The 23,240-nt window shown below is 61.3% G+C and carries 35 protein-coding genes and 1 tRNA gene; 24 read left to right on the top strand and 12 right to left on the bottom strand.

All coding sequences use genetic code 11. The annotated features are described in order from the left end of the window. Positions 1 to 50 precede the first annotated feature (50 nt). The 11 genes from EJ075_RS33260 to EJ075_RS23910 all read left to right on the top strand — a co-directional run bounded on the left by EJ075_RS33260 (position 51) and on the right by EJ075_RS23910 (position 5,433). Entirely contained in the window at positions 51 to 221 is a 171-nt protein-coding gene (locus EJ075_RS33260) for a hypothetical protein (protein WP_164547172.1), read from the top strand. Between the two features lie 66 nt (positions 222 to 287). Further along, on the top strand, positions 288 to 476 hold the full coding sequence (locus EJ075_RS23955) for a hypothetical protein (RefSeq protein ID WP_126105997.1): 189 nt from the start codon (positions 288 to 290) through the stop codon (positions 474 to 476). Positions 477 to 682: 206 nt separating this feature from the next. Further along, positions 683 to 1,342, top strand: coding sequence for a hypothetical protein (locus EJ075_RS23950; RefSeq protein ID WP_126105996.1), 660 nt, complete (start codon positions 683 to 685; stop codon positions 1,340 to 1,342). Further along, the gene (locus tag EJ075_RS23945; RefSeq protein WP_126105995.1) at positions 1,342 to 1,734 is read left to right on the top strand and encodes a hypothetical protein; all 393 of its coding nucleotides are present in this window, start codon (positions 1,342 to 1,344) and stop codon (positions 1,732 to 1,734) included. The genes EJ075_RS23950 and EJ075_RS23945 overlap by 1 nt, the downstream gene beginning before the upstream one ends. A gap of 789 nt (positions 1,735 to 2,523) precedes the next feature. Beyond that, positions 2,524 to 2,841 carry a hypothetical protein gene (locus EJ075_RS23940; RefSeq protein WP_126105994.1) on the top strand — a complete coding sequence of 106 codons (318 nt, stop codon included), beginning with the start codon at positions 2,524 to 2,526 and terminating at the stop codon, positions 2,839 to 2,841. 58 nt (positions 2,842 to 2,899) lie between these two features. Further along, positions 2,900 to 3,106, top strand: coding sequence for a hypothetical protein (locus EJ075_RS23935; RefSeq protein ID WP_126105993.1), 207 nt, complete (start codon positions 2,900 to 2,902; stop codon positions 3,104 to 3,106). 12 nt (positions 3,107 to 3,118) lie between these two features. Beyond that, positions 3,119 to 3,379, top strand: coding sequence for a hypothetical protein (locus EJ075_RS23930; RefSeq protein ID WP_126105992.1), 261 nt, complete (start codon positions 3,119 to 3,121; stop codon positions 3,377 to 3,379). Continuing rightward, entirely contained in the window at positions 3,376 to 3,630 is a 255-nt protein-coding gene (locus tag EJ075_RS23925) for a hypothetical protein (RefSeq protein WP_126105991.1), read from the top strand. Before EJ075_RS23930 ends, EJ075_RS23925 begins: the two co-directional genes overlap by 4 nt. A gap of 85 nt (positions 3,631 to 3,715) precedes the next feature. After that, on the top strand, positions 3,716 to 4,027 hold the full coding sequence (locus EJ075_RS23920) for a hypothetical protein (RefSeq protein ID WP_126105990.1): 312 nt from the start codon (positions 3,716 to 3,718) through the stop codon (positions 4,025 to 4,027). Positions 4,028 to 4,118: 91 nt separating this feature from the next. Further along, a complete protein-coding gene (locus EJ075_RS23915) occupies positions 4,119 to 4,298 on the top strand; it encodes a hypothetical protein (RefSeq protein WP_126105989.1) in 180 nt (59 codons plus the stop codon). Between the two features lie 274 nt (positions 4,299 to 4,572). Beyond that, a complete protein-coding gene (locus tag EJ075_RS23910) occupies positions 4,573 to 5,433 on the top strand; it encodes a hypothetical protein (RefSeq protein ID WP_126105988.1) in 861 nt (286 codons plus the stop codon). 621 nt (positions 5,434 to 6,054) lie between these two features. Here EJ075_RS23910 and EJ075_RS23900 read toward each other — a convergent pair. The 10 genes from EJ075_RS23900 to EJ075_RS23855 form a co-directional block, all read right to left on the bottom strand. Continuing rightward, positions 6,055 to 6,351, bottom strand: coding sequence for a hypothetical protein (locus EJ075_RS23900; RefSeq protein ID WP_126105986.1), 297 nt, complete (start codon positions 6,349 to 6,351; stop codon positions 6,055 to 6,057). 160 nt (positions 6,352 to 6,511) lie between these two features. Next, positions 6,512 to 9,391 (bottom strand): toprim domain-containing protein, encoded by a 2,880-nt coding sequence (locus EJ075_RS23895; RefSeq protein ID WP_126105985.1) that lies wholly within the window; start codon positions 9,389 to 9,391, stop codon positions 6,512 to 6,514. Continuing rightward, on the bottom strand, positions 9,378 to 9,767 hold the full coding sequence (locus EJ075_RS23890; RefSeq protein ID WP_126105984.1) for a hypothetical protein: 390 nt from the start codon (positions 9,765 to 9,767) through the stop codon (positions 9,378 to 9,380). Before EJ075_RS23890 ends, EJ075_RS23895 begins: the two co-directional genes overlap by 14 nt. A 29-nt stretch (positions 9,768 to 9,796) precedes the next feature. Beyond that, positions 9,797 to 10,618, bottom strand: coding sequence for a hypothetical protein (locus tag EJ075_RS23885; RefSeq protein WP_126105983.1), 822 nt, complete (start codon positions 10,616 to 10,618; stop codon positions 9,797 to 9,799). 14 nt (positions 10,619 to 10,632) lie between these two features. Then, entirely contained in the window at positions 10,633 to 10,848 is a 216-nt protein-coding gene (locus EJ075_RS33820; RefSeq protein ID WP_245457998.1) for a hypothetical protein, read from the bottom strand. A 140-nt stretch (positions 10,849 to 10,988) separates the two neighbouring features. Then, positions 10,989 to 11,225, bottom strand: a complete 237-nt coding sequence (locus tag EJ075_RS23875) for a hypothetical protein (RefSeq protein ID WP_126105981.1) — start codon at positions 11,223 to 11,225, stop codon at positions 10,989 to 10,991. Between the two features lie 50 nt (positions 11,226 to 11,275). After that, entirely contained in the window at positions 11,276 to 12,757 is a 1,482-nt protein-coding gene (locus tag EJ075_RS23870; RefSeq protein WP_126105980.1) for a DEAD/DEAH box helicase, read from the bottom strand. Beyond that, positions 12,757 to 13,245: a hypothetical protein gene (locus tag EJ075_RS23865; RefSeq protein ID WP_126105979.1), complete on the bottom strand. Its 489-nt coding sequence runs from the start codon at positions 13,243 to 13,245 to the stop codon at positions 12,757 to 12,759. Before EJ075_RS23865 ends, EJ075_RS23870 begins: the two co-directional genes overlap by 1 nt. Positions 13,246 to 13,292: 47 nt before the next feature. Next, a complete protein-coding gene (locus EJ075_RS33815) occupies positions 13,293 to 14,867 on the bottom strand; it encodes a DNA methyltransferase (RefSeq protein WP_245457997.1) in 1,575 nt (524 codons plus the stop codon). Between the two features lie 305 nt (positions 14,868 to 15,172). Beyond that, on the bottom strand, positions 15,173 to 15,409 hold the full coding sequence (locus tag EJ075_RS23855; RefSeq protein ID WP_126105978.1) for a hypothetical protein: 237 nt from the start codon (positions 15,407 to 15,409) through the stop codon (positions 15,173 to 15,175). 74 nt (positions 15,410 to 15,483) lie between these two features. On the opposite strand from EJ075_RS23855, the gene EJ075_RS23850 reads away from it, so the two are divergent. From EJ075_RS23850 to EJ075_RS23790, 13 genes are all read left to right on the top strand, one after another. After that, positions 15,484 to 16,104, top strand: a complete 621-nt coding sequence (locus tag EJ075_RS23850) for a helix-turn-helix transcriptional regulator (protein ID WP_126105977.1) — start codon at positions 15,484 to 15,486, stop codon at positions 16,102 to 16,104. Between the two features lie 228 nt (positions 16,105 to 16,332). After that, entirely contained in the window at positions 16,333 to 16,716 is a 384-nt protein-coding gene (locus EJ075_RS23845) for a hypothetical protein (protein ID WP_126105976.1), read from the top strand. Further along, a complete protein-coding gene (locus EJ075_RS23840; protein ID WP_126105975.1) occupies positions 16,713 to 17,696 on the top strand; it encodes a YqaJ viral recombinase family protein in 984 nt (327 codons plus the stop codon). The genes EJ075_RS23845 and EJ075_RS23840 overlap by 4 nt, the downstream gene beginning before the upstream one ends. A gap of 4 nt (positions 17,697 to 17,700) precedes the next feature. Next, positions 17,701 to 18,630, top strand: a complete 930-nt coding sequence (locus EJ075_RS23835; RefSeq protein ID WP_126105974.1) for a hypothetical protein — start codon at positions 17,701 to 17,703, stop codon at positions 18,628 to 18,630. A 9-nt stretch (positions 18,631 to 18,639) separates the two neighbouring features. Beyond that, positions 18,640 to 19,002: a helix-turn-helix domain-containing protein gene (locus tag EJ075_RS23830; RefSeq protein WP_126105973.1), complete on the top strand. Its 363-nt coding sequence runs from the start codon at positions 18,640 to 18,642 to the stop codon at positions 19,000 to 19,002. A gap of 1 nt (position 19,003) precedes the next feature. Then, entirely contained in the window at positions 19,004 to 19,198 is a 195-nt protein-coding gene (locus tag EJ075_RS23825; protein WP_126105972.1) for a hypothetical protein, read from the top strand. After that, entirely contained in the window at positions 19,195 to 19,698 is a 504-nt protein-coding gene (locus EJ075_RS23820; RefSeq protein WP_126105971.1) for an HNH endonuclease, read from the top strand. Before EJ075_RS23825 ends, EJ075_RS23820 begins: the two co-directional genes overlap by 4 nt. Next, positions 19,695 to 19,952, top strand: coding sequence for a helix-turn-helix transcriptional regulator (locus tag EJ075_RS23815; protein WP_126105970.1), 258 nt, complete (start codon positions 19,695 to 19,697; stop codon positions 19,950 to 19,952). Before EJ075_RS23820 ends, EJ075_RS23815 begins: the two co-directional genes overlap by 4 nt. 65 nt (positions 19,953 to 20,017) lie before the next feature. Beyond that, the gene (locus EJ075_RS23810) at positions 20,018 to 20,215 is read left to right on the top strand and encodes a hypothetical protein (RefSeq protein WP_126105969.1); all 198 of its coding nucleotides are present in this window, start codon (positions 20,018 to 20,020) and stop codon (positions 20,213 to 20,215) included. After that, positions 20,212 to 20,952: a hypothetical protein gene (locus EJ075_RS23805; RefSeq protein WP_126105968.1), complete on the top strand. Its 741-nt coding sequence runs from the start codon at positions 20,212 to 20,214 to the stop codon at positions 20,950 to 20,952. The genes EJ075_RS23810 and EJ075_RS23805 overlap by 4 nt, the downstream gene beginning before the upstream one ends. Beyond that, positions 20,949 to 21,239: a hypothetical protein gene (locus tag EJ075_RS23800; protein ID WP_126105967.1), complete on the top strand. Its 291-nt coding sequence runs from the start codon at positions 20,949 to 20,951 to the stop codon at positions 21,237 to 21,239. Before EJ075_RS23805 ends, EJ075_RS23800 begins: the two co-directional genes overlap by 4 nt. Further along, positions 21,236 to 21,532: a hypothetical protein gene (locus EJ075_RS23795; RefSeq protein ID WP_126105966.1), complete on the top strand. Its 297-nt coding sequence runs from the start codon at positions 21,236 to 21,238 to the stop codon at positions 21,530 to 21,532. Before EJ075_RS23800 ends, EJ075_RS23795 begins: the two co-directional genes overlap by 4 nt. Positions 21,533 to 21,549: 17 nt before the next feature. Beyond that, the gene (locus EJ075_RS23790; RefSeq protein WP_126105965.1) at positions 21,550 to 21,897 is read left to right on the top strand and encodes a hypothetical protein; all 348 of its coding nucleotides are present in this window, start codon (positions 21,550 to 21,552) and stop codon (positions 21,895 to 21,897) included. Positions 21,898 to 22,110: 213 nt separating this feature from the next. On the opposite strand, the gene EJ075_RS23785 is transcribed toward EJ075_RS23790, so the two are convergent. Both EJ075_RS23785 and EJ075_RS23780 read right to left on the bottom strand, forming a co-directional pair. Then, positions 22,111 to 22,186: transfer RNA gene (locus EJ075_RS23785), tRNA-Lys, on the bottom strand. Positions 22,187 to 22,290: 104 nt separating this feature from the next. Next, positions 22,291 to 23,202, bottom strand: a complete 912-nt coding sequence (locus tag EJ075_RS23780; protein WP_126105964.1) for a PhzF family phenazine biosynthesis protein — start codon at positions 23,200 to 23,202, stop codon at positions 22,291 to 22,293. Positions 23,203 to 23,240 lie beyond the last annotated feature (38 nt).

Raw genomic sequence — 23,240 nt, 5'->3', positions numbered from 1 at the left:
TGCATAGCGTATATCGAGGTTATCGAAACGCAAACGGAAGGCCTGCCAACATGTCCAACCTTAAGACCCTGATGCAAGCCGAGGCCAAGGCACACCGCGCCCTCATGAACGACCCGCGCTGTCTGGCTGACCCGAAGGCGGAACACACACCGGCCATTCTCGCGGCATGGGAAGCGGCGGCCGATGCGTTGCGCGCCCACCGGCAACAAATCGCTGCCTGACAGCTTCGGTTGCCGGCCCCGAGCGGCCGGCTTCCCAAACTGTCATCAAACCGAGGAGTCCCCACGATGCAAACACCGACCTTCAAGCGCGCGGTTCGCGTATGGGATGACGGCAGCAAGAGCTTTGTTAGCCGTTTCATCGAAATCACGATTGATCTTCAAAGCGTCGCCGACGCGCTCGCCCCAAAGGCGATCAAGAACAAGTCCAAGCAATCCAAACTCGTAGCCGGCGCCATCGTCGGCAAGTTGGTCTAGCGCCATGGCCGTAATGTCCGACGCCGAGGTCCAAACCGCGGAACACGCCTTGCTCGCCGCCAAGGTCCGCCTCGCCCTCTTGGCGGAATGCCACGTCTTTGAGCGTGCGGGGCGGCCCGAGGTCGCCGCCGCTCATTCCTCATTCGTTCACGCCCTTTCCTATGATCAGATCTTGCGCCTTCGCCGCGCCATCCTGGGCGCCTGACATGCAGCCGATCAATCCGCTTCGCGTCCTCGTCGCCTGCGAATTCTCGGGCACCGTCCGCAACGCCTTTCTAGCCGCCGGGCATGACGCCTGGTCATGCGATGTCCTGCCCTCGGAAGACGGCAGCAACCGCCATATCAGGGGCGACGCGACAACCATCCTTGATGATGGATGGGATCTCCTCATGGTGGCGCACCCGCCTTGCACCCGGCTTTGCAATTCCGGCGTCCGATGGTTGACGAAGGCACCGCCGGGGAAGACGGTCCCGCAAATGTGGGCCGAACTGGACGAAGGCGCCGCGCTGTTTTCCGCGTTCTGGAATGCTCGGATCGACCGGATCTGCATTGAAAATCCGGTGATGCACAAGCACGCCAAGGAAAGGATCACGAACTACGAACCTTTCGCGCAAAGCGTCCAGCCCTGGCAGTTCGGGCACGGCGAGGTGAAGCGAACCTGTTTTTGGCTGAAAAACCTTCCACCACTGACACCGACCAGCATCGTCGAGGACCGCGAGGCCCGAGTCCATCGCTCCACCGGATGGGGCAAGCACGCCGCTAACAGGTGGCGGGAGCGCGCCCGCTTCTATCCTGGCATCGCCGCCGCCATGGCGGACCAATGGGGCGGCCTGCAGCCCATCAACAGACTTGCCGAGGCGGCGTGATGGCCGCGCTCAAGCACGTTGCCGGCGAATTCTATTTCCGCGCCTGGTTTGATGACGAGACAGGCAAGGTCGAGATAGACGAATATGGGTTGCGGTCGATCATCAAAGGCCGCGCCTATTTCACGGTCAAGGCCCCATTCACATGGGGCAAGAGATCAACGAAGCATGGCGACTTCGGATGGTTGCCGAACATACCGGCTTGGGCGAGGTCCGCCGAGGGCGTCGGTGGCGTCTACATCAAAGTATATGCCAAAACGAAGGTGCAGGCCCTACGGGCCGCCATCGCTGAAAAAAGGCGCTACCGGAAGGGCTGCACCCTTCCCGATGTTTTCGCCGAGTGCGACGCCGCGATTACCGCTTTTCAGGCCAGATTGAAGAGGACTCCGAAGTGACCCGCCGCGACCCGCCGTGCAAAACGTGTTTCCACTGCTACCGCATCGTCTATATCGCGACGGCGCGGTGCCCTGGGTGCGGCCTCGGCCTCACGTTCAAGGGCCGAGAGAAGGTGAGAGCCGAGCACCAAGCCGCGATGCAAGCGGCATGCGACGCCTTCAACGCCGCGCACCCGGTCGGATCAACCATCATGTGTTGGCCTGGCATCATCGAAGGCGAGCCCGTGGAGCGGACTATCAAAGCCCCAGGCGCTACCATTCTAAGCGGACATACCGCCGTTGCGTATGTGTCCGGTGGTGGCGGCTGTATCGCGCTAAGTCACATTAGCGGCGTGTGAAGTAATACAGTCGGTACATACTTACGTTCACAAATTGTTACCGACCGAAACTTCTATTGCGACGCCCCGCGTTTATGGTAGGACCACACCGGGCTTAGCAACCCTGATCGAGACTGAGGCGCATCACGCGCCGAGACGTGCGAACGCTTAGCGGCGCCGCACACCCTGGCTTTGGCCGGGGGCGGCGCGCGCATGTCCAGTGCTGCGAGAGCAGCTAAAGGCGCGTCGGCTCGTCGTCTCGATGAGTTGCTAACCCCCGGCTTGGTGCCCCGACGCAACAATCCGAAGATATGGGCGATTTAAGTTTAGCTCCGGTGATCGTTTGAGTTCAGCGATTTCGCTTGAGTTATGCTTTTATCCCTTGTACGAACAGAACAGGAACAAATTCCTAGCCACGCATGCATTGCCTTTCTCATAAGAACCGGCGCCGCGCGCCCAAAGAGGAAATACCGTGACACATGCCAGCCCGCAAACCAGCTACAGCAACATCGCCGAACATCGGGCCGGCGACGCGATCAGCGTTTACACCGGCGGCGTCTTTGTTGGCCGAGGTGGCATGAAGGTGGGGCCGCTCCGCCCCTTTCGTGACGAAGAGGACGGCGCCACTTCGGACGCCGCCGGGCGCTCCGCATGGTTCATCGCCGAAGGCATCGGCGCCTATGACAGATACGGCTGTATCCTGTCCGGGGTCACCCACGAAAGTCCGCTGGACTGCGTCGCGTTGTGGCCTGTCGAACCCATTGAAATTGATCTAGAAATTTTGTTTTAGCCCATTGCGTTCTGATATTCGTAATGTATATTACGGATACCAACAAGGGAATGCAGCCATGACCTCTTTCGAAGCCGGCAAGACCTACAAAACCCGCTCAATCTGCGATAGCAACTGCTGGTTTTCGATCACGGTGGCGTCTCGCACCGCGAAAACCATCAAGACCGAAAAGGGCAAGACTTTGCGTATCGGCTCCTATGACGGCGCCGAGTTCGTCAAGCCGATGGGCTCTTATTCCATGGCGCCCATTATCCGGGCCGCGTGAGGAGCTATGAACATGGACATCGCAACTGCTCAAAGGCTCACCGGCGCCGCTGTTGATATCAAGCTGGTCGGCCACAAAATCGGCAACGCCTATGAGATATGGGTTTGGGCCGATGCCACGGGGCAAGGCTACGTCACCAAGGATGAAGGAGTCCGGGACCAAAGCATCTACAAGAGTGCCCGCCCGCCCTACGGGTGGAAGCTGGTTGCCCCGCACTGGACCGCCGACTCCTTTCTCAAAAACAACAAAACCATCACGCGGGTCGAGGCGTGACGGCCCCGAGGCGAACCACGGTCGATGTGCAGGGCATCACGTACCGGCTCTACACAACCCGGAGCGCGGCGGTTCGCGCCGCTCGGGCCGCCTGCCGCAGGGTGCTTGGTTCCGCCATCTATGAGGCCTACGAAGGGCCTGACTATGAGATCCACCCGCAAGCCCGCCCCGGCGAATGGTGGGAACAGGACTACTATTTCAGGCTACGGGGTCCCGCTGGCGACGCCGCGCCCGCCGGCCGAAGCGGTTGAAAAAAGATCATCGGCCAAGTGTTTGCGTATTGCAAACCGATATTCATAATGTATAGTGAGCATATCGAAACCGGAGCCGACGCAAATGACCATCGCAAACGAAATCCTCGCTCAACTCGGCGGAAACCGCTTCCTCGCCATGACCGGCGCGAAGAGCCTGGTCGATTGCGGCGACGCGCTGCGCTTCGCCCTTCCTCGCGGCTTCGCCGCCCAGGGCATCGACCGCGTTGAAATCAAGCTGACCACAATGGATGTCTACGAACTCACCTTCGGCAAGTGGAACGGCCGCAAGCTTGAGGTCGCCGAGGTGTCGAAGTCCAGCGGCGTCTACGCCGAAGACCTTCGCCGGTTTTTCAGCGGCGCCACCGGCCTGGATTGCACCATGGGGCGCGCGTAGCGCCCCGAGCAGCCGGCCTTTTTATTTCGCCTTAGTGTTTGCAAAACGCAAACACTTTTGCTAGCATTGTTGACGGATTGGAGATCATCACATGACCATTCAAACCTACCACTACACCGACGCCGAACTCGAAGAGCCGGCGGTGTCCGGCAAAGATGTCGCGATGGTCTGTCTCGGACTCGTCCTCGGCACCGCCGCGCTCGCAATCTTCCTTGGCGCCGTCATGTTCGGCGGTGCGCTCGGCGCCATGATGTTCGGAACCGGCCTGTGAGCGACGCTGTCCTGTTCTGCCCGCCGAGTCACGCCGACAACGTGGCGCGCGTCGACAAGGGGTGGACGCCAGCGCCAGGCGCTACGCGGACCCGGCCGGCATGGATGACGCCCGAGGGAGAGCGCGTCGAGCACGTCGCCAGCCTGAACGCCTTAAGGGGCCACGCCCCCGGCCTTCGTATCCACCTCGGGTTCGGCTGCGCATGGGAGGACATCAGAGAGATCCGCGTCGAGGCCCGAGCGGGCAGACTTACAATCGTAGGAGAAGAAAGACCATGACGACCCAGGCGGTTCAGGAATCCTTGAGTGGCGCCCATGCGCCGATGTCAAAGGTGTTCCCCGGCAAGATCACCACAACAGTAGGAACGCGTAACGCCTACGTCCAAAGCGATGGCGACGTCGTTGTCATGTGTGTCGGTGAAGACGCCGAGGAGCGGGCGAAGACGGTGGCCCGCGCCATCGCCTCGCATGACAAGCTCGTCGCAATGGGGAGGCTTCTGCAGCCCGCCTTTGGCGTCGACGGCGTCCGGTTCACGATTACGCCGGACTCCTTCAACCGCCTCGAATCGCTGTTGCGGCCGTCCCCGGTCCTGGACCGCAAACTATCGAACGAAGAGCTTCAAGAACTGATCGCCGCCGGCGCCAGCGAAGTCGTCTTTATGTCGTCAACCGACGATGACTATTCTGCCGAATTCCCTTCGACGGAGATCAGCCGCCAGCCGCCTTATTCCGGCTACACTGTCGATGATATCTGCTTCACCATCGGCGCCGCCATCCGCCGCCGGAACCGCTCACTTACCCGCACCGAGCAACCGATAGCGCCGAGTTGCGAACTGGCCGCAACCGACTTGGTGCTCAAGGCCCTGGCCGAGTGCGGCTACAAGGTGTCCCCGCCGCAACAGGCAGCGGCCGAGGATCTTTGCAGCACCGCGCTAGCCGAAATCGTGGCCGAATGTGACAAGGTGCAAGCCGCGCTAAAGGACACCGGGCACGCCCACGAAGGCGCTTCCCTGTCCGCCCTTGTATGGGGCGCCATTGACCGCGAGCGCTCGCTGCGCCACGAAGAGGTTCAACGGTATAGGCGCTTCGTGGTCGCCATCCGCGAGGCCCATTCAAGCCTGAATCTGGCGGCCTAGCCCGCCCTGTTCCCGTAGGCGCGGACGATTCCGTTTGCCTTGCCTTGGCACGGGTAACACGGCCGCTCGCACCTGCTATCGCAGATCATTAGCGCGACCTCGGCGGCCGTTGGCTTCGCCGAGGCCGTGATAAGCTTTAAGGCGACGAACATCGCCGTTTCTGGCGACAGTGTCACCCGCTTCCCCGCGTTGGCGCGCGTCATCATGAGCGCGGCTAGTTCGGCCTCATCAGCCCATCGCCTCGGCATCGTCTCTTCCGCTTGAATTTATTCCTATGTGTACACATCAGGAACATCGGTCAAGACCGGCGCAACAAAAACGCGTCGCCCGCGTTGCCGTTTGATGCGACGAGAATCAAAGAATTCGGACCTGCCGAAGCGGCCACCAACCAACAATGCGGGGACCGGCTACAAGGGCGTTGACCATGACGCGCCCTATAAGGACGACGCGAAACATTTTCAGATATGCCCGGTCTGCGGCCAGGAAATGGACATGCGGGATCTCGGCGAGGCTCTTCACCACGGCACGCCAGGCCACAAGCCTTTGAGGTACGTTCGCGCCACTCGGCAATGAAAAAAGCCCGGCGTTTGGCGCGCCGGGCTCGGGATACATTAGAGGCTGTCAGACTTCCCAGGGAACCGCGAAAGTTCGGTGGCGGCCGATGGCCGGGGCGGTGGTGCTGTAGACGGCGAAGTAAACGGAGGCGGTGCTTTCGGCGCCGCTGGCCCGCGTTCGGCTCGAGTCTTCCGTGGCCGAGACGATGGCGAGATCCGCCGGAACCGCAATGGCGGCGGGCTGGTGTTCCACGCTGGCGGCGGTGACGGTGACACGCTCGAATTCGAAAGCCGGCGCCGAGCATACCGAAAAGGCGAGCGCGACGACGGCAAGTGCAGACATAAGAAATCTGGTCTTGTGCATCTTGGTTCCTCTTTTACCCGCCGGAATGGCGAGACTGATTGCCAAGGGAATCAACTGCCTTACCCCCTGGCCGTAGCTGCTTCTCGCCGAGTCGTTCCACCGGGCTGTGCAGTGCTTTTGCGAACTGAGTAGACGCGAGTCGTTTGCGTTTTGTCAACGCTCATTCGTCGTCTTCGCCGGGCTCCCGCTCCCCGAGAAGCGCGTTGAGCGGAACAGTCACAAACGGCGTGTTGATGCCGCTGGAAAAATACCGGTTCCCCTTGCCGCTGTAGGCCCCTGGGATCGCCTTGAGGATGTCCCGGTACTTCGTGGACGCCCATTCGGTGGACCTCAACACAAGCCGCTTGAAGCTTTCGTGCGACGTGGTGATGTCCACCATGAGGCCGGACTCCGCGCCATGCCAAACCCTGATCCCCATGCGTGCCAGCGCGGCAACAGCGGAACCCTTTTTCTTGTTCGGTTCCTTGGTGCCGTAGCCATCATTCGACGGCAGCATATCGGCGGCGTAGGCGGCAAGCTCTAGAAGCTCGCCGATGGTCCGTTCCCAGGTTCCGCCCTCGGGCGTGTTGTGGCGGACAAGATAGCCGGTGACGTGCTGCAGGAACCGGTCGGAGTCCTTGGTTGCGCCCTTCGCGCTGTGATCGGTCCAGTCATTGCCACGAAGCCATTCCAGCGCCATTTCAACCGTGACCGGCTTCGTGGTGTTCAACAGATAGGCGCCGGCAAGCATTGGTCCCAACTGGTCACCTAAGCGTTGACTGCCGAGGTGTTGCGCCGCCGCGACGGTGAAGACATCGACATAGGCGCGAAGCGTGGGCAGATGCTTGATAGTCCGCGCCAGTAGCCGTTTCGAAAAAGCCGGTGTGAGAAGGTCCACGATGTCGGACAGCAGCTTTTCGTAGTGCTTTTTGTTGATCGCCTTCTCTTCGTCTGTGTCTTGGGCGGGGTCCGCCAGGGTCAATTGCGTGATGCGGGATTCGTCCGCATAGCCTTCGATCTGTGTGACAATCGAGGCGAACACAAACATAGACCTGGCGCGAAATCCCTTCGTCTTTTGGTTCGCGGTGCCCTTGAGAATGAGGCCGTCGCCTTCCGAGGCCGCGACGCGCGCGAGATCCATGATTGCCCGTATCCGGTTTTGATTGTTCTGGTCTTTCGGCTCCACCTCGTCAAAGATGATGGGCAGCGCATCCATGCCAAGCGCCCCACGCACGCCGGCTTCCGTGGTGTTGCCAACCACGCTTAGCGCGGTGGCGGCGAGGCAGCGTTTCACAATCTGATCCATCACGGTCGACTTGCCGGAACCCGAGGGACCATTGACCCAAACGTGAGGCCGCCATTTCAGGAAGCCGCAGACAGGGGCGACAACGCACCATCCCGCCAGCAAGTAGCCGGACAACGGGGAAACCCACCTCAGGCTCTTGGAAAGCGCCAGGAACTTCCTTGCCTCGGCGGTCGAGATAGGCGCATCCATTTCGACGGCCATGGACTCGCCTTCGTCATAAACGAACCGGCTCTTGTGATCGTGAAACGAAGTCTCGTCGCCGTCCACAATGAGGCGGTCGCCGGCATGATAGATCGCGGTTTCGCCTTCGAACCATGCGCCTCGCCCCCGCACCGAATTGTGAGGCACAAACTTGCGGCGGAACATGCAAGCCTGCATGCAAGCGTTGATCGCGGCTTGCCAGTCGACGCCAGTTTTCGCGCCGGGAAATTCGGACTCCCACCATTGCAGTTTCGCGAGCCGCATCATGTTCGAAGATGACAGCGCCGAAGCGTTGAGCCCGATGACTTGCGCCACGTTCGCGGGCTGAAAAAACAACATCGTTTCGTCAACGCCGAGGCAACGGAAATGAGGATCGCCGAAGCTTGCCAGCGGGTGCTCGACCTCGCCATCGGCGCCGCGCGGGCTCCCGCCTCGGGTGTCATCCTCGCCGCCATGGTCTTGGTCGTCCGGATGGTATCCGCCGTCATCCTCGGCCGGCGGCGGGTTGCTTTCGTTCGGCCCGACCGGCGGATCAACCACGGCGGCGATAACAGCGCGAACCCGGTCAAGGCCGTATTTCTGCGCGAGGTCATCGAAGTCGGTTAGCTCGATATCGGCGGCGTCGAACTCGGGGAACGCCACGATACCACCAACGGTGTCCGCTGCATCGCGTGCCTTGGTGAGGCCGGGATTCATCCGGCCGTCCGGCATCGGGGTGAGCCGGTCATTGTCCGCCGCGAAGAGTAGCCGGGACTCCGGATACTTCGCACGGATCGCCTTTGAGACAGACGCCAGGTTGCCGGCGTCAAAGGCGACAATGGTGAGGTAGCCTGTTGCCTCATGGACTCGAGCGCCGGTGCTGTAGCCCTCGGCTATGGCGATAACAGCGCCAGGCTCTTCCGGTTTCTTGCCGATGGAATGGTAGTTCCCTTCCTTCGCGGTGCCCTTCAAGAACCGCTTGGTGCCGTCATTGCCGATAAGCTGGACGCTGACCAGCGCGCCGGCCGGCGTGTAGATCGGCACGACGAGGGAGCCGGCCCGAGCGGTGCGGGTGTCTTCCTCGGGGTCGATGACGTACCGAACATTTGTCTTGAGGTGGCGAAGGCCAGGGAACGGCGGCAACCGCTTTTTCGCTAGGTACGCGTGAGTAGCCGGCGCCTTCTCTGTTTGCGCCATGATAGCGGTTGCTGCGGCCGTGGCGGCGGCGTGCAGCGCGGCGCGCTCTTCGTCCCGCTGGCGTTGCGTATCCACCATGCGTTGTTTCAGGGCGGCCCGTTCCGCCGGTGTCATTGAGGACGGCCGCTTCTCCGTCCATGTGTCCTGTACTCCGGTTTGCAGATCGCCGAAGGCGCCCGAGGCCGGGGAGTCGCAGTGGAGTACATACCAGATATGCTGATTTTTGGCCTTCGCCTTGCCTTGCGCGTTGGCCCGGTGGATCTTGCCGTCCGCTATGGGATGGGATGAGCCCCGCACGTTCGCGGTGTCCAGATAAACGCCGGCCGACCGCATCGCCTCGACAAATTCGAGGATCTTTTTCTCGTCACTGTCTGCCACGGTATGCCTTAATTGTTTCGAGCGCTTCCGCTTCGCTTCTTATGATCACGCCGATGCCGCCCGCCGCCGCAACGAAGCCGGCGAAATGGGTTTGCTTCGGTGTAGGTCGGCCCTGGCCGTCTTTGACTTCCCATGAGCAGAACACCGCAACATGGGTGCCGACCATGTCCGGGGTGATCTCTATTGTGTTGAGGCCGATGATATCGCCGGACCCTTCACAAAGGCCGGCCTTGATAGGATAGGCGTCAAGCACGACTCGCTCGCCGCCCCGAGCATGGTAAACCTCACCGCGCGACAACGAAAACGATTTGCCAGCCCATCCCGCCGCCGTGGTGTTCCGCCATACCGTTGCCCCTGCTTTGGACAGCGCGATCAAGCACCGGTTCATTAGGTTCGTTCCGGTGCTCATAGCAGCGCCGGCCGTGGCTTAAGCTCGGCTTTCAACTCGTCTTCGGCCGGCTTCCATTTTTCAAAGTCCCCCTCGATCTGCCCGTAGTTCACCGGATGGGCGGCGCGAAGGTTCAAGGCGCTGCGGCCGGCGATGTAGCGGCCCCGGTCATCAGTATGCGCAAGCCACCGCATATCAAACCAGCGCTTCCGGTCGATGCCGACCCGCTTGAAATCGCCGATGGTGACGAAGCCTCGGCGCTCCAAGATTATGCAAATCTTGATCGCCTTAATCTTCCATTCCGAAAGTTGAGAAGGCCCCGAGGCGCCCGCGACAACATCGGGAACATAAGCCGGAACCTTGCACCTTTCCGCCGGGCAATGGTCCGCCCATAGCCTGCGCCAGTCATGGCCGATAACCGGCAGTTCCGGGGTAAACCACGGCTTGTCGTTGACGTGAGCACGGCGATAGGAAACGCCGAACTTCTCGGCGAAGGCCTTTTCCTCGGCCTCGCGTTCCGCCTCGCTAGTCATCGCGATCACGACAACGCCGAGGTAGCTTGCAACGGTTTTCAGTTCCGCCCCGGCGGCGCCAGACGGCACCAAGGCAGCGCGGAAGTCCGGTGCCGGGTACTCGCTGCCTCGGCCCGAATAGATGCCTTCCACGGCCTGCAAAAGCACCTTTGCATTGAGGGTCATTTTCGCCTCAACGCCGATTTGCGCGCCATCGGCACCACGCACCAAGAGGATGTCGAAACCGGCGGTTTCCGGGTAAGCGGTCCAATCCTTCGGCAACTGTGCTATGAAGGCGGCGCAAAGCGCGGCCTCCGACTCGAACACGGACTTTAGGGCTTTCATAGCGCGAGCCCTCGCCGCTGCCGTTCCTTCCATTTCAGCCAGTCGCCGAACGGAACGTCGTAATCGGATTCGAGATAGTCCGCGTAACGTTGCTTGCTTCGCGAAAGCTTCGGCGGCGGCGGGCTGTTCTCAATGGCGGCTTTCTTGCCGGCGGGGGTGACGCGGAAGAAATCGGCGCCGCCGAACATTTCAACGGCGGCGCGGCGGATCATGAACCCGAGTTCAACGAGCTCGACGCAAGCGCCGTGGTCCTTGCTACCCTCGTCGGTAACGAAGTGATCGCGGTTCGAGGTCCCACGCCCGTATTGGTCCAAGCCAAGCGAGTGTTGCAGAATTTGAAGGTGCGCCGGTTTCATGCGTCCACCTTCGCGACCTGGCGCTCGCAAACCTCGGCGTAATGGCGCAACACCTCGCCGGCAGCGGCGGGGCCATACCACTCGACCAACTTGACCGCGATTGTGTCGAGGACGCCGAACGCGGCGGCATCAGCGGGCAGGCCGTCGCGGGCGTGAGCGGCCAGCGCGGCGGCAATCGCGACGCGGCCACCCTGGCGCACCGTGTTGTGCTTGATGGCCTCCAAATCGGTCATTTGGCCGGTCTTGATATAGTCGTTGTATGATCGCGGCATAGGGCAACCTTTCATCGCACATAGCGGGTTTGAGATTTGGACATTCGGGCGGCGTGGACGTGCTTCGCCCACCCGTGCGGGTTCTTCATTCCCCGCATTTTTCCGAGGGCGACGAGGTCTTCCAAACTCTTCGCCGAGGCTTGTTCTTGCTTCGCGACGACGCGGGCGGCGCGCTCGACCTCGGCGAGTTCACCGGCAAGCTCTTTCACCGTCCGCCCCATCGTCGGGTAGACGTGATGGCACTGCGGGCATGTCGGTGCCGGCGGATGGACCCGGAAGCAGTTCGGGCACTGGCGGGACGTAACGGCGGGCTCGTCGTCCTCGTCTTCGTCCTTGGCCCGCTTCTTTTTCTTGTGACCCTCAAGCGTCCATTCCCGGTCGTCATCGGGGAGACCGTGGCCGCGACCGCCTTGATCCTTCGGAATGCTGTTGCCGGCGTGGTCGAGAATGAGGGCGTAAGGCTTCGGCCCCGCCGCTATCGCCATGAGGCGGCCCGCCTGGGTGTCGAGGTCAAAGCCGGGCGCGTAGACGGGGCGAAGGACGCGGCCGACTTGCTGCAAAAACAGCGGCAGCGAATGCGTCGGTCGCAACAGAATGGCGACCTCAATCGCCGGCAAATCGAAGCCCTCGGAAACGAGGTCCACCGATGACAGGATCTGAATTGCGCCGCGTTCATAGGCGCGAAGGATGGCGTCGCGATCCGGGGAGTCGCCGTCGATATGAGCGGCGGTGTAGCCGGCGGCTTGGAATTGCGCGACCACGCTCAAGCTGTGCTTGATGGACACGCAAAAGATCATCGCCTTGCGGCCATGGGCGAGGCGCCGGTAATGCTCGACCGCGTTGCCGGTGATCGCGGTGGCACCCATCCGCTTTTCAAGTTCGGCTTTATTGAAGTCGCCGCCGGTGCGTTTGACCCCGCCGAGATCCGGCGAGGTCGGGGCAAACATGCGATAGGTGGCGAGGTAGCCTTGCTCCATGAGCCAGGCCGGGCTCGGCCCCGTCACCATCCGCCCGAACCATTTCCCTAGCCCGGTACCGTCCATGCGTTCCGGCGTCGCGGACAGCCCTACGATTTTGGATTTCTTGCTCGCGTATTCCTCAATGATGTCGGCCCACGATTTCGCCCCGGCGTGGTGGGCCTCATCCGGCACGTAGAGGTCGGGCGCGCCGTATCGGTCCATCCGCTTGCCGAGCGTTTGGATACTGGCGATCTGCACAGGTTGACGGCGGTCGCCAGTCATGCCCGAAGCAATGATGCCGTAGGGGATCCCGACCTTGTCGAAGGTGAGCGCGGTTTGCTTGATAAGCTCGCGCCGGTGGACGCCGAACACGACCCGTTTCCCGCGCTTCGCCGCTGATAACGCCATGAAGGCGGCGAGGCCCGTCTTGCCGCCGCCCGTCGCCATCTGGACAAGAACGGAATTGACCTCGCGAAGCGCGTCCCGCGCCTCGACAATAAGCTCTTGCTGGTAGGGGCGAAGGACGAAGGCCATTATGCCGCCACGGCCTCACGGGCGTCGACCACGATGGCGTCACGCACCGCGCGGCGCTCGCCCGGAGTCCCCTTCCCGCCGGTGGCGAGAGCATGGAAACCGCAGTATGGGCGGCGGCTGTCTGGAATCCGCGGTGCGCCACAAAACAGCGAAGTCGAGACGTCAAATTCTTCGTGATGGCCCCAAAGCGGGTACTGACAGCCGCAAGAGGTGAGCCGGCCGTGCGGAACGCCGCCATAGCCTGGCGCCTTCGATGGGAACCACACCTTGAACGGCTTCGGCGCCGGCCCTTCGAATTGCGGCGGTGCCGCCGTCTTGCGAGGGCGTGCATTGCCGTGACCCCGAGGGCGGAACAGGACAGGATTGCGGCGCGCCAGTCCGTAAAGTTCTTCCGGCGAGGAACCGACCACAACAGCGATCTCGGTTCCGGTCATTCCCCTCGACCATAGGCGTGCCGCCTCGGCCTTGTTTTCGGCAGTCCATTTCATGTGATTTCCTTCGAAAGTGTTTGCGTTTCGTCAACACTCAATGCGCACTAAAGCGCTGGCTGCGAGCTTTTCGTTTTGCGTTTTGCTCGGCCTTCGACATGGAGTCTTCGGCGAAGCTCCCGTAGACCCGCCGGTTGCCCCCCCCCGTTGATCTTTGCGACGTGGGCGACCGTATCTTCGCCGAAGAGCGGCAGACCCTCGGGCGGCTCAAGCTTGGTCCTCGCCCGTTTCTTCGTGTCAGGGCCGGACAGCACAAGCGACATGCGTTTCGCGATATCGCGCTGGTATTCGACCTCACGCTCAATGAGAATGGCGTTGCAGCCCTCCCAAAACGCGGCCTCGCCCGTGGTGCCTGTTCCGGCGAACGGGTCAAGCACGGTGCCGCCCTTGCGGCAGACGAGGCGGACAAGCCAGCGCATGACATCAACCGGCTTGACGGTCGGATGCATTGACCCGAGACGGTCGTCGCCGTCCGCCTTCGCAGAATAGAAAAATCGCACTGCGGAACCGGAATCGTCTCGGGGCTCGCTTTTGGCCCGCGCCTCATATTTGCCGTGGGTGTTCTTAGTGCTTTCGCTTGGCTCCCGCCCGGTGACGCGGCCTTGTGCCCCTGCAGCACTTGGGAAGGCCGCCGTTACCTCGGCGCTGCCGTCCGTGATGATGTTCGCCGGGTAGCGCCCCTCGGAAGGCCTGGCTTCACCATCTTTGCAAAGGCCGCTGTTCTCATCGGTCCATGTGCCGCCACCGGCCGCGTTTCCGCTCCATCCCGTGACCTTCTCGGCGTCTATCTTGCAGGCGCCAACGTTGATTCCGCCGGTGCCGTGGGTAAGGATGTTCTCGGCAACGGTGCCATATAGCGGCTTGCGAGCCATGCAAATGGGCTCCCATGCCGGTTTCAGGTTCGTATTCCAGCCCTGCCATTCCCCTGCTTCTGGCGTCACCGCGACGTCGCCGTCGACCATGTGGTCAGGGTCTTCCATCCATGGCCGGGTATTGCCGACGCTGCGCTGGTAGGCCGGGGCGCCGCTAACCGGCTTCTTTTCGCGCTCCGCGCCAAGGTGCTTATCGATGGCCTTCGAAACGTTGAGGCCGTGAGGCATTCCGGTGCCGTAGCACCACGCCAGCATTCCGCCGAACGTGCTTTCCTCCAAGCACCTAAAGAACGCCTCGACCTGTTCGGCTGACAGCGTTTCCAAGAAACGGATCACAGCGGTATCGCTGGCTATCATGTTCAGCATCGAGTCCCGGACTTCGAAGCCGGCGGCGTCAATGGCGGCAGTCATGTGGTGATAGGTACGGGTGCCAGAAAAGGCGACGAGGAAGCCGCCAGGTTTTAGGACGCGAAGCACGTCGCGCCAGAATTCGGGGTCAAACGCAACCTCGCCCGTATCCCATTGCTTCCCCATGAACCCCCGGCCGAGGCGAGCGAAGGCGCCATCCTTGCCATGTTGAGCAGGCGCCGCATTCTCGCCGCCGAACCGCTTCCGGATGGATTCAAGTGCGTAAGGCGGATCTGTCACAACGGCGTCGACAGAGTTGTCCGGCAACGATTTGAGTCGCTCCCGGCAGTCGCCGGAAAGCAGCGAGACGCGGCCGTCCAAGAATTCGGTGTTGCCCATCATGTCAGAACAGATCCCCTTGATTTGGAGGCGGCGGCGGTGGCGCCGGTGCCGTCTCGACTCGGTGCTCGGGTTGGCGAGGTGTTTGCGTTTCGTCAACACGGTGCGCAAAGCAACGCCAGTTCCCGAGCCGTCCGACCCGAATTTTCACATTGTATCCGAAGCTTGCGGACTTACCGCAGACCTCGCACCTAAAGTCCCAAAGCCTGCCGTTTTCGTCCACGTTTGCTATAATCCGATAAACGTTGACATAATGCAAACACTTTCGGTTTACAAACGCAAGCCCAGAAATGGCCGCAATCGAAAGATCAACTCGGGAAAATTTTAGAGAAATCCAATTTGATTCCGCGCTGTGCCGCTATTTTGAGCAGTTTGGACATGTAGGCGGCAGGGATTGTCCCGCCCATCCCATCGGGGCGGCGGTCCAAATTGTCCCATCCTGTCACAGTTGAACGGCTTACACCAAGCAATCGTGCCAGTTCGGCACGCCTTCCGTTCGCGAACAATTCAGTGACGTATTGCAAAGGGGAATTAACTTTCATCATTGATATCGTTTGCTAAATGTTAACAAGTTTGATATGGCAGATCGATAACAGTGCATGAGTGAGGGAGTGAGTTGATGAAACCGAATGTTGATTGGTTTCGCCGGAAGCTTGAAGAGCACCGGCTTTCGCAATCCGGTCTTGGCCGAATGCTCGATATCGACAGGTCGACAATGAGCATGCTCCTGTCCGGCAAGCGGAAGCTCAAGCTTGAGAAGGCCGCCGACATGGCGCGGATACTTGGCGTCACCGTGTCCGATGTCATCGAAAACATGGGCATCCGGGTCGATGGCATCAAAGCCGGCGACGTCTCGGCGCCTCACCTCCTGCCGTTCGAAGGCTGGATTGACGAGAGTGCCCGCGTCCACAGCGAGCCCGGCGCGAGGCGAAAGAGAATCGACATCGGTGTCAGCGTCGAGCCCGGCGCAACCGCGTTTCAATTCAGGACACCTCAATCCAACATGGATGTCCTCGACGGCTGGATCGTGGTGTCCGGCGCGAGGCGGGAGCCCGACGACAGGATGGTCGGGCGGGGATGCGTTGTCGGCACGAAGGACGGGGAAATATTGCTGCGCACGATTCGGCGCGGCTACACCCCTGGCAGCTACAATCTTCTTCGCCTCGGCACCGCCGAACCAAAGGAAGCGGAGATTGAGTGGTACGCGCCGATCCTGCTGATGAAGCCCGCGTCGGCCTGATAAAACCGCTGGTCGGTTAATAACTTCGAATTTTATCATTTGGTTGCAGAATCCAGTTGACGCCATCGATAGCGTGTTTGCATATTACAAACAGTTAGCAAAACGCAAACGAAGGATTCGGGTAACATGCTGGTTTCTACGGGGGGTGTTTACCGCACGCGGAGCGGTAAACAGGTCGGGCCATTGCGGCCTTTTCGGGATGGCAAAGACGAGCCGACCCGGGACATCATGGGTCGCTCCGCGTGGTTCTACGCTGACGGTGTCGGCGCTTTCGATAAGCACGGCGAATACCTCACCGGCGGCGCCGCATGCCCTAATGACATCGTCGCTGAATGGGAAGGCGGCGGCGAAATCGACCGCTACATCCCCGTAGCGGAAGGCGCCCGCGAGCTTACGGTCGGCACCACGATCCCGATGGGAACCTTACTCGCCGAGGTCCACATATCTGGCGACAAAATCAGGATTTCCAAGGCATGGGTTGAGCCTACGGGCGGCCTTACCCATCGCCTCGACGGACAAGGCGTCGACACGCTTGGCGTGTTCCATTCCGGCCGCTGGCGGACCTTCCGCAGCATCATTGCTGCCGCAGCTGTAGCCGAGGTGGCGTCATGAGCAAGGCAGCTTATTCAGCCGACGCGGAATGGTTCTGGCCGCGCAAGGAGTCCACCTGGCACAAGCTCCGGAAACCGGACATCACCGCGACGGGCGCCGCTGCGCTGTTCGGGTGTAGCCCCTACATGACGCCGTTCGACATGTTCCACCAGATGGCCGGCAACATCACAGTTGAATTCACCGAAACGGAGCGAATGACTTGGGGCAAGCGTTTGCAAAACGCAATCGCTTCGGGCGTCTGCGCCGACAATGGTTGGCAAATCGTTGACGCCCACCCCTTCCTTTACGCCAGGTCCAAGGTAGTGGCAGGCATGGGGGCTTCCCCCGACTACGTCATCACTGACCCCGCGCACCCGGAACTCGGCTTCGGCTGTCTCGAAATCAAGAACGTCGACTTTTTCATCGCGGGCAAAGATTGGTCCGATGATGAGGCGCCGCCGCATATCGAGTTTCAGGTGCAACACCAACTCGGCGTCACCGGCTTTCTTTGGGGCGCCGTGGCCGGCCTTATCGGTGGCAACTCTGTGCGGACGTTCCGCCGGGACCGCGACGCCGAAGTGATCGGCGAAATCTTCAAGCGGGTCGAGGACATGCACGGCCGGGTCGCCAGGAATGAGGCGCCTCAAGCCGACTACCTCGCGGACTACGAAACCATCCGCACCCTGTACCGGCACGCCACGGTCGCGAAGTCCTTCGACTTGGACAACCCAGGCGAGGAACCCGCGCTGGACCCTGTGAAGCTCAAGGCCCTCATGACTGCGAAGTACGACGCCGACATCGCGGAAAAGCTCGCCAAGGAAGACAAGACCCGCGCGGCGGCGGAACTACTCGATTTCATCAAAGACACCGAAACGGTCTTCGGCGGCGGCTTCAAGCTTTCCGCATCCACGACGCACCGCGCCGCCTCGGTCGTGAACTACCCCGAAACTACCTATCGCAACCTCCGGCTGTCCAAGCCGAAGCCTAAGAAAGGCTCATAAAGTCATGACAACCGGTCAAGCTGTCGCCCTGGCGACCCCACCGTCACACCGCGCAATTTCGGTATTCTCAAGCGAGGCCGATTTCGCCGCCGGCCAGCGCCTTTGCAAAGCGCTTACCAGTTCGAACCTTGTTCCCGCCGCCTACCAGGGTGAGGGCAACATGGGTAACGCCCTGATCGCCCTCGATATGGCGAACCGGATGCAGATCCCGCCCATCATGGTTATGCAAAACCTCAACGTGATCGAGGGCCGGCCTTCCTGGGCATCGCAATTCATCATCGCCGCGCTCAATGCTTGCGGCCTGTTCTCGCCGATCCGCTTCCGCAAAGTGAACCTCGGGCAGCAAGAGGTTTCCAAGACCGAATGGACCGGCCCGAAAGGCGCCCGGCAGAGTCGCATTGTCAAAGCGACCGTCATCAACAAGGAATGCACCGCCTACGCGGTCGAGAAGGCCACCGGCGAGGTGCTTGAAGGCCCGACCGTGTCCATCGCCATGGCGGTAGCGGAAGGCTGGTATTTCCGCCCCGGTTCAAAGTGGGTGACGATGGACGACTTGATGCTCATGTATCGGTCGGCCGCTTTCTTCGGCCGCCTCTACGCCCCGCATATCCTCAACGGCATGTCAACCGCCGACGAAGCCATGGACATGGCCGAGATCAAAGACATCACGCCGAAGGCCGAGACGGTAGCGGCGGAAACGGAAACCAAGCCCGAGGGCAGGCCGAAGGGCGTTCATGCCGCTATGGCAGCGGCCAAGGCAGCGGACAAGCCGAAGCCGGCGCCGACAGTCATCGAAGCCGTGGCGGACGAACTGCCCGCCCATGATGAAGACGGCGTGTTGCTTGAGGTCGGCGAAGGTAACGCCGGCGGCGCCGATGGTGCCGACGATGTCTTCGGCACCGATGACGACGACGACAACTACGACCCGGCATAAGGAGCCCTCATGTCCGGTGTTGATCTCATTCGCGACCTTCGCATCGCAACGTCCGGCGCTCGCCGGGCGCTAGCGATATGCGAGCGTGCCGTCGCCAACGTGGCCGAGAAAACCGAGGCCGTGGCGCTGGCAATCGGACAAAGCAACGAAGCTCGCGCGGTGGCCTTTGCCGCCACCGGCGAGGTGCTTCTAACCGTAGATGACGTCGCAAGCGTTCTGCACGTCAGCAAGCCCACGCTCGCCCGCTGGCGGGTCCTGGGAACCGGCCCCGGCTACGTCAAAAAGCAGGGCCGGATTCTCTATCGGGCCGAGACAATCGAAAACTTTGTGACTTCGAAAGAGCGCACCAAGACGCGCGATGAGGGGGAGTGACATGGCCGCCGAGAATGAAGCCATCACCCGCACAGTAAAGCTCATTGTCGGAACCGACCGGGCCGCATTGGTCCGGTGTAGCGAGACGGGTCGCGAGGCCTTAATTCCTCTTGCCCTTGTGGACCTTGCCCCGGCGGGGCCGCTGCACGTCTTGACGGTGCCGGCGGACCTGGCGCGGGAAGCGGGTTTGCTGTGACCGTCCGCGACCTCGCCCACTTCGAGTCGTGGCTAACCGACCGGGGCGCCGAGGTGCTGGACGCGTCGAGCGAACGCGAGATCATCCGGGTTCGCTCATCAACCGGAACGCATGTTGTTTATGCGGACAAGACCGGAAAACAGCGGTGGCCGAAAGAACTTCTCGCCATCGTGAGCGAATACAACGCGGGCCGGACTCCGAGCCTTGCCGCGACCAAGAGGGGCGGCGCGGCGAGGCGGAAGACACGCGGCAGATACGTCGCGCTCACCAAGCGGGACGGGCCAGGGTGTTTCTATTGCGCCCGCATCCTGCCCGCCCCAGGCGCCCACTCTTCGCCGGATGACGAGGTAACCACCGAGCATCTTGTGTCGCGAGCGCATGGCGGACCCGACCACATGTCGAACTGCTTTCTTTCGCATTTCGCCTGCAACCAAATAGCCGGCCACATGAGCGCGCCGGAAAAGATCAAGCTTCGGGAAATGATGCGAGGGGCGAAATGACCGCGAAACCGGTTGAAGATTTTTCCGAGATCGATGAATTCGATCTGTGCAACCAACGCCGCTCAATGGCCGCGCTTAACGCGGAACGGAAGCGCGTCGGGATGCCAATCGCGGACATGGAAGACAAGTCCGGGGTGTCTATGAATTCGTTCTATGCGTGGAACGGCGGGCAACGCGAACCGACCCTGGGATGCCTCGTCGCGGTGGCGCAAACGCTCGGCTTCGATGTCGTGATGCGTAGGCGCAAAGCATGACCACGCTCGCGGAAATCAAATCAGAGATAGTCCTTTGACCTTCCCCGAGGCCATGCAGGCCGTTCTTGACGGTCACACGGTCCAGCGCACCGCGTGGAACCCTCGCCGCACCGTGCGTCTCTGTGGTGCCGTGGAACGGCGTCGATGAAGCGCTAGTCGTCTTCGACAAGAACAAGCTCGGCGACGTCCCGCCGTTCCCCTTCACCGCCAAAGGCGCGGACGTGCGCGGCGCGGACTGGCTAATTGTAGAGGTTACCGAATGACCAGGCACCCGCTTACCGACGAGCAAATCGCCGAATTCTGGCCCGACGCAGACCCGTCCGATATCCGCCGGCAGTTCGACGCCCTCATGGCCCATTTGACCATTTCCAAGGCGAGGCCCTTCCCGCGATTTCCCGAGCATATGGCCGAGATCGTGGCAGAAAAGGCGCGGACGCTGCCCGACCGCGTCAACGGCCTCAAGGCGGCTCTTGCCGGCATCCCCGAGCACTGGCGACAATACCAATGGTCCGCCGATGCGAAGCAATCTTTCGGCGAGAAGTATGTGCGCGTCATCGGCGATAGCGGGCACGGGACAGGTCGGCAGTGGATTGCAGCGATCCCCGCCGGGCCGAAAGGCAACTTCGGCACCGTCGCCGAGTACATCGCCGCCGCCAACCCGGACACAATCACAATGCTGCTGTCCGTATATGACGGCTTCGGATCGGACGCCGCTCGCGACGTCATCGCCGAACGCCGCCGGCAGATTGAGGTTGAAGGCTGGACGACCGAGCATGACGATAAATGCCACAACGATGGCGACATGGCCGATGCCGGGGCGTGCTACGCGCTCGCTGCGCATGTGCCGAGCGGCTTGCAAACCGGGAGCCGGCTTATCCAGAATCACTGGCCTTGGGTGTTCTCTTGGTGGAAGCCCGGCACGCCGCGCCGGATGCTTGTCAAAGCCGCCGCGCTGATCATCGCCGAAATCGAACGGCTGGACCGGCGAGACGCGAAATGAATCGCAGCGAAAATTTGCTTACGTCGCTTGCCGAGGAATGCACCGAAGTCGGGCAGCGCGTTTCAAAGGCGCTTCGCTTCGGCCTGGCCGAGGTGCAGCCTGGGCAACCGCTCACCAACGCCGAGCGGATATCGCAAGAGTTGACGGACTTGATCGCCGTCATGCGGATGGCGACCAATGAGGGCTTGATTCCGAAGCCGGACCTTAGCGGCGCCGCCATCGCTGCAAAGCAGGCCAAGGTCGAAAAGTTCATGGCCTACGCCCGCGAGTGCGGGGCGCTCGAATGAGCAGATACTACGACTACGACGACGCCTACGATTACAGTGATCCCGATGAGTGGGAGCCGGAACCGTGCAACGGGTGCGGCGCGCCCCACTATGGCGAGCATTACCGGCGCTGCCAGCTTGCGCCGGGACCAAAGACGATCTTGCAACGCCTTCGGCGTGCATGGTTCGACCGCTTCTACTATCGCCGCATGCTGTTGCCGTCGATCTATGATCTCGACATGAAGCTTCGCCGTTCCTGGCGCAAGCTACTCCGCCCCTCGCCGCCGAATCTGGACGACGACATTCCCTTCTAACCCTCGGAGATTTTTAGATGAACCTCAATGAATATGCCCGCGAGAGCCACGCCGATAACATGCAGTGGTGGATAGGCTTGGACGGCAAGAAAATGCAGCGGAACAAAGGTGAGCTTCTGATGCTCATGGTGTCCGAAATTGCCGAGTGCATGGAAGGTGAGCGCAAAGACCTCATGGACGGCAAACTGCCAAACCGTTCAATGGCAGAGGTGGAGCTTGCGGACACGCTCATTCGCATTTTTGATTATGCAGGAGCGCACGGGTACGACCTCGAAGGAGCCTATCAGGAAAAGCGCGCCTTCAACAAAGTCCGGGCGGATCACAAGATCGAGGCGCGGCTAGCCGCCGGCGGGAAGAAGTGGTGACGCCAGACAGGGCCGAGCGCATCATGAGAATCAAATCCGCCGAGGCGCGCGCCTCGGCGGATTTTTCGTTTCTAGCAGCGCCGTAAGTTCGCTATAAAGATGCCGGCTAGGCGGAACAAACAGGAAAAATCAGGCCATGGAATTTGTTGGCAGAGTGTTGGCAGGGCGTTTTTCGCTCTACACCTCGGAAACCCGCAAAGCCTTGAGAAATAATGGTGGGTGCGACAGGGATCGAACCTGTGACCCGCTGATTAAGAGTCAGCTGCTCTACCAACTGAGCTACGCACCCACTCGCCGGTAAAACCAGCGTCGGCGGGCATATAGCCGCCGCCATCGGCCATGTCCAGCCCTGCCGGATTCATTTCCCGACAAATCGCCTCGAGCCAATGGCGATCAGACAAACAACCGGCCTTCCGCCACCTTGACGGCATGGCCGCCGATACGGGCGGCGGCGAGTTTGCCGCCTTCGACAGTCAGTTCGAGGCGGATGCGCGAAGGCCGCCCCATCTCCAGGCCTTGCTCGATCCAACGCTGGGAAACACCCTCCCTCGGGCCGTCGAAATGCATGATCGCGCCGGCAAAGGCCGCCGCCGCTGAACCGGTCGCCGGATCTTCATAGGAAGGATTGCCCGGCACAATCATACGGACATGGAAGGCGCTGTCGTGGTTCACCGTCTCGCGACAGTAGACATACGGACTGGCGAAGGCCCAATCGCTCTTGCGTGGTGCCAGTTCCGACCACGCCTGGTTGTCCAGCCTTATCCGGGCCGCTGCCTCGAGGTCGGCGACCGGAATGGTCACATAGGGCACGCCGGCCGACCAGAACGAGACGCGATGATTCTCGAAGCCGATTTCGTGCGGCCCCAGGCCAAGCGCCGCCCCGATCGCCTCCGGGTCGGCGGACAATTCCAGCTGCTCCGGCAGTTTGGCCAGGTCGAACTCGGCAAAGGTGGCGCCGCCGTGCTTGCTGACGGCGCAGCGCACCGGGCCGATGTTTTCTTCCAGGACAAAGATGCCGGCGGTGTCGCCATCGCCAGCCATTTCGGCAAGCGCGATCGCGGAGCCGACGGTCGGATGGCCGGCGAACGGCATTTCGTAATCGGGCGTGAAGATGCGGATGCGGGCGCGGTGCTTGGGATTATCGGGCGGCAGCACGAAGACCGTTTCCGACAGGTTGAACTCACGTGCGATGGCCTGCATCGCGGTCATGTCCAGCCCCTTGCTGTCAAGCACGACGGCCAGCGGATTGCCGGCCAGCCGCTCGGTCGTGAACACGTCGTAAAGTAAGTAATTCCGGGTCAGCATTGTAGAAAGCCTTCTGCCTCAATCCCAACATGGGCGAA

The sequence above is a fragment of the Mesorhizobium sp. M6A.T.Cr.TU.016.01.1.1 genome (assembly GCF_003952585.1).
In the GTDB taxonomy this organism is placed as follows: domain Bacteria; phylum Pseudomonadota; class Alphaproteobacteria; order Rhizobiales; family Rhizobiaceae; genus Mesorhizobium; species Mesorhizobium mediterraneum.
Note: the sequence above shows the minus strand (reverse complement) of the source record. Positions and strands in the feature narration are given on the sequence as shown.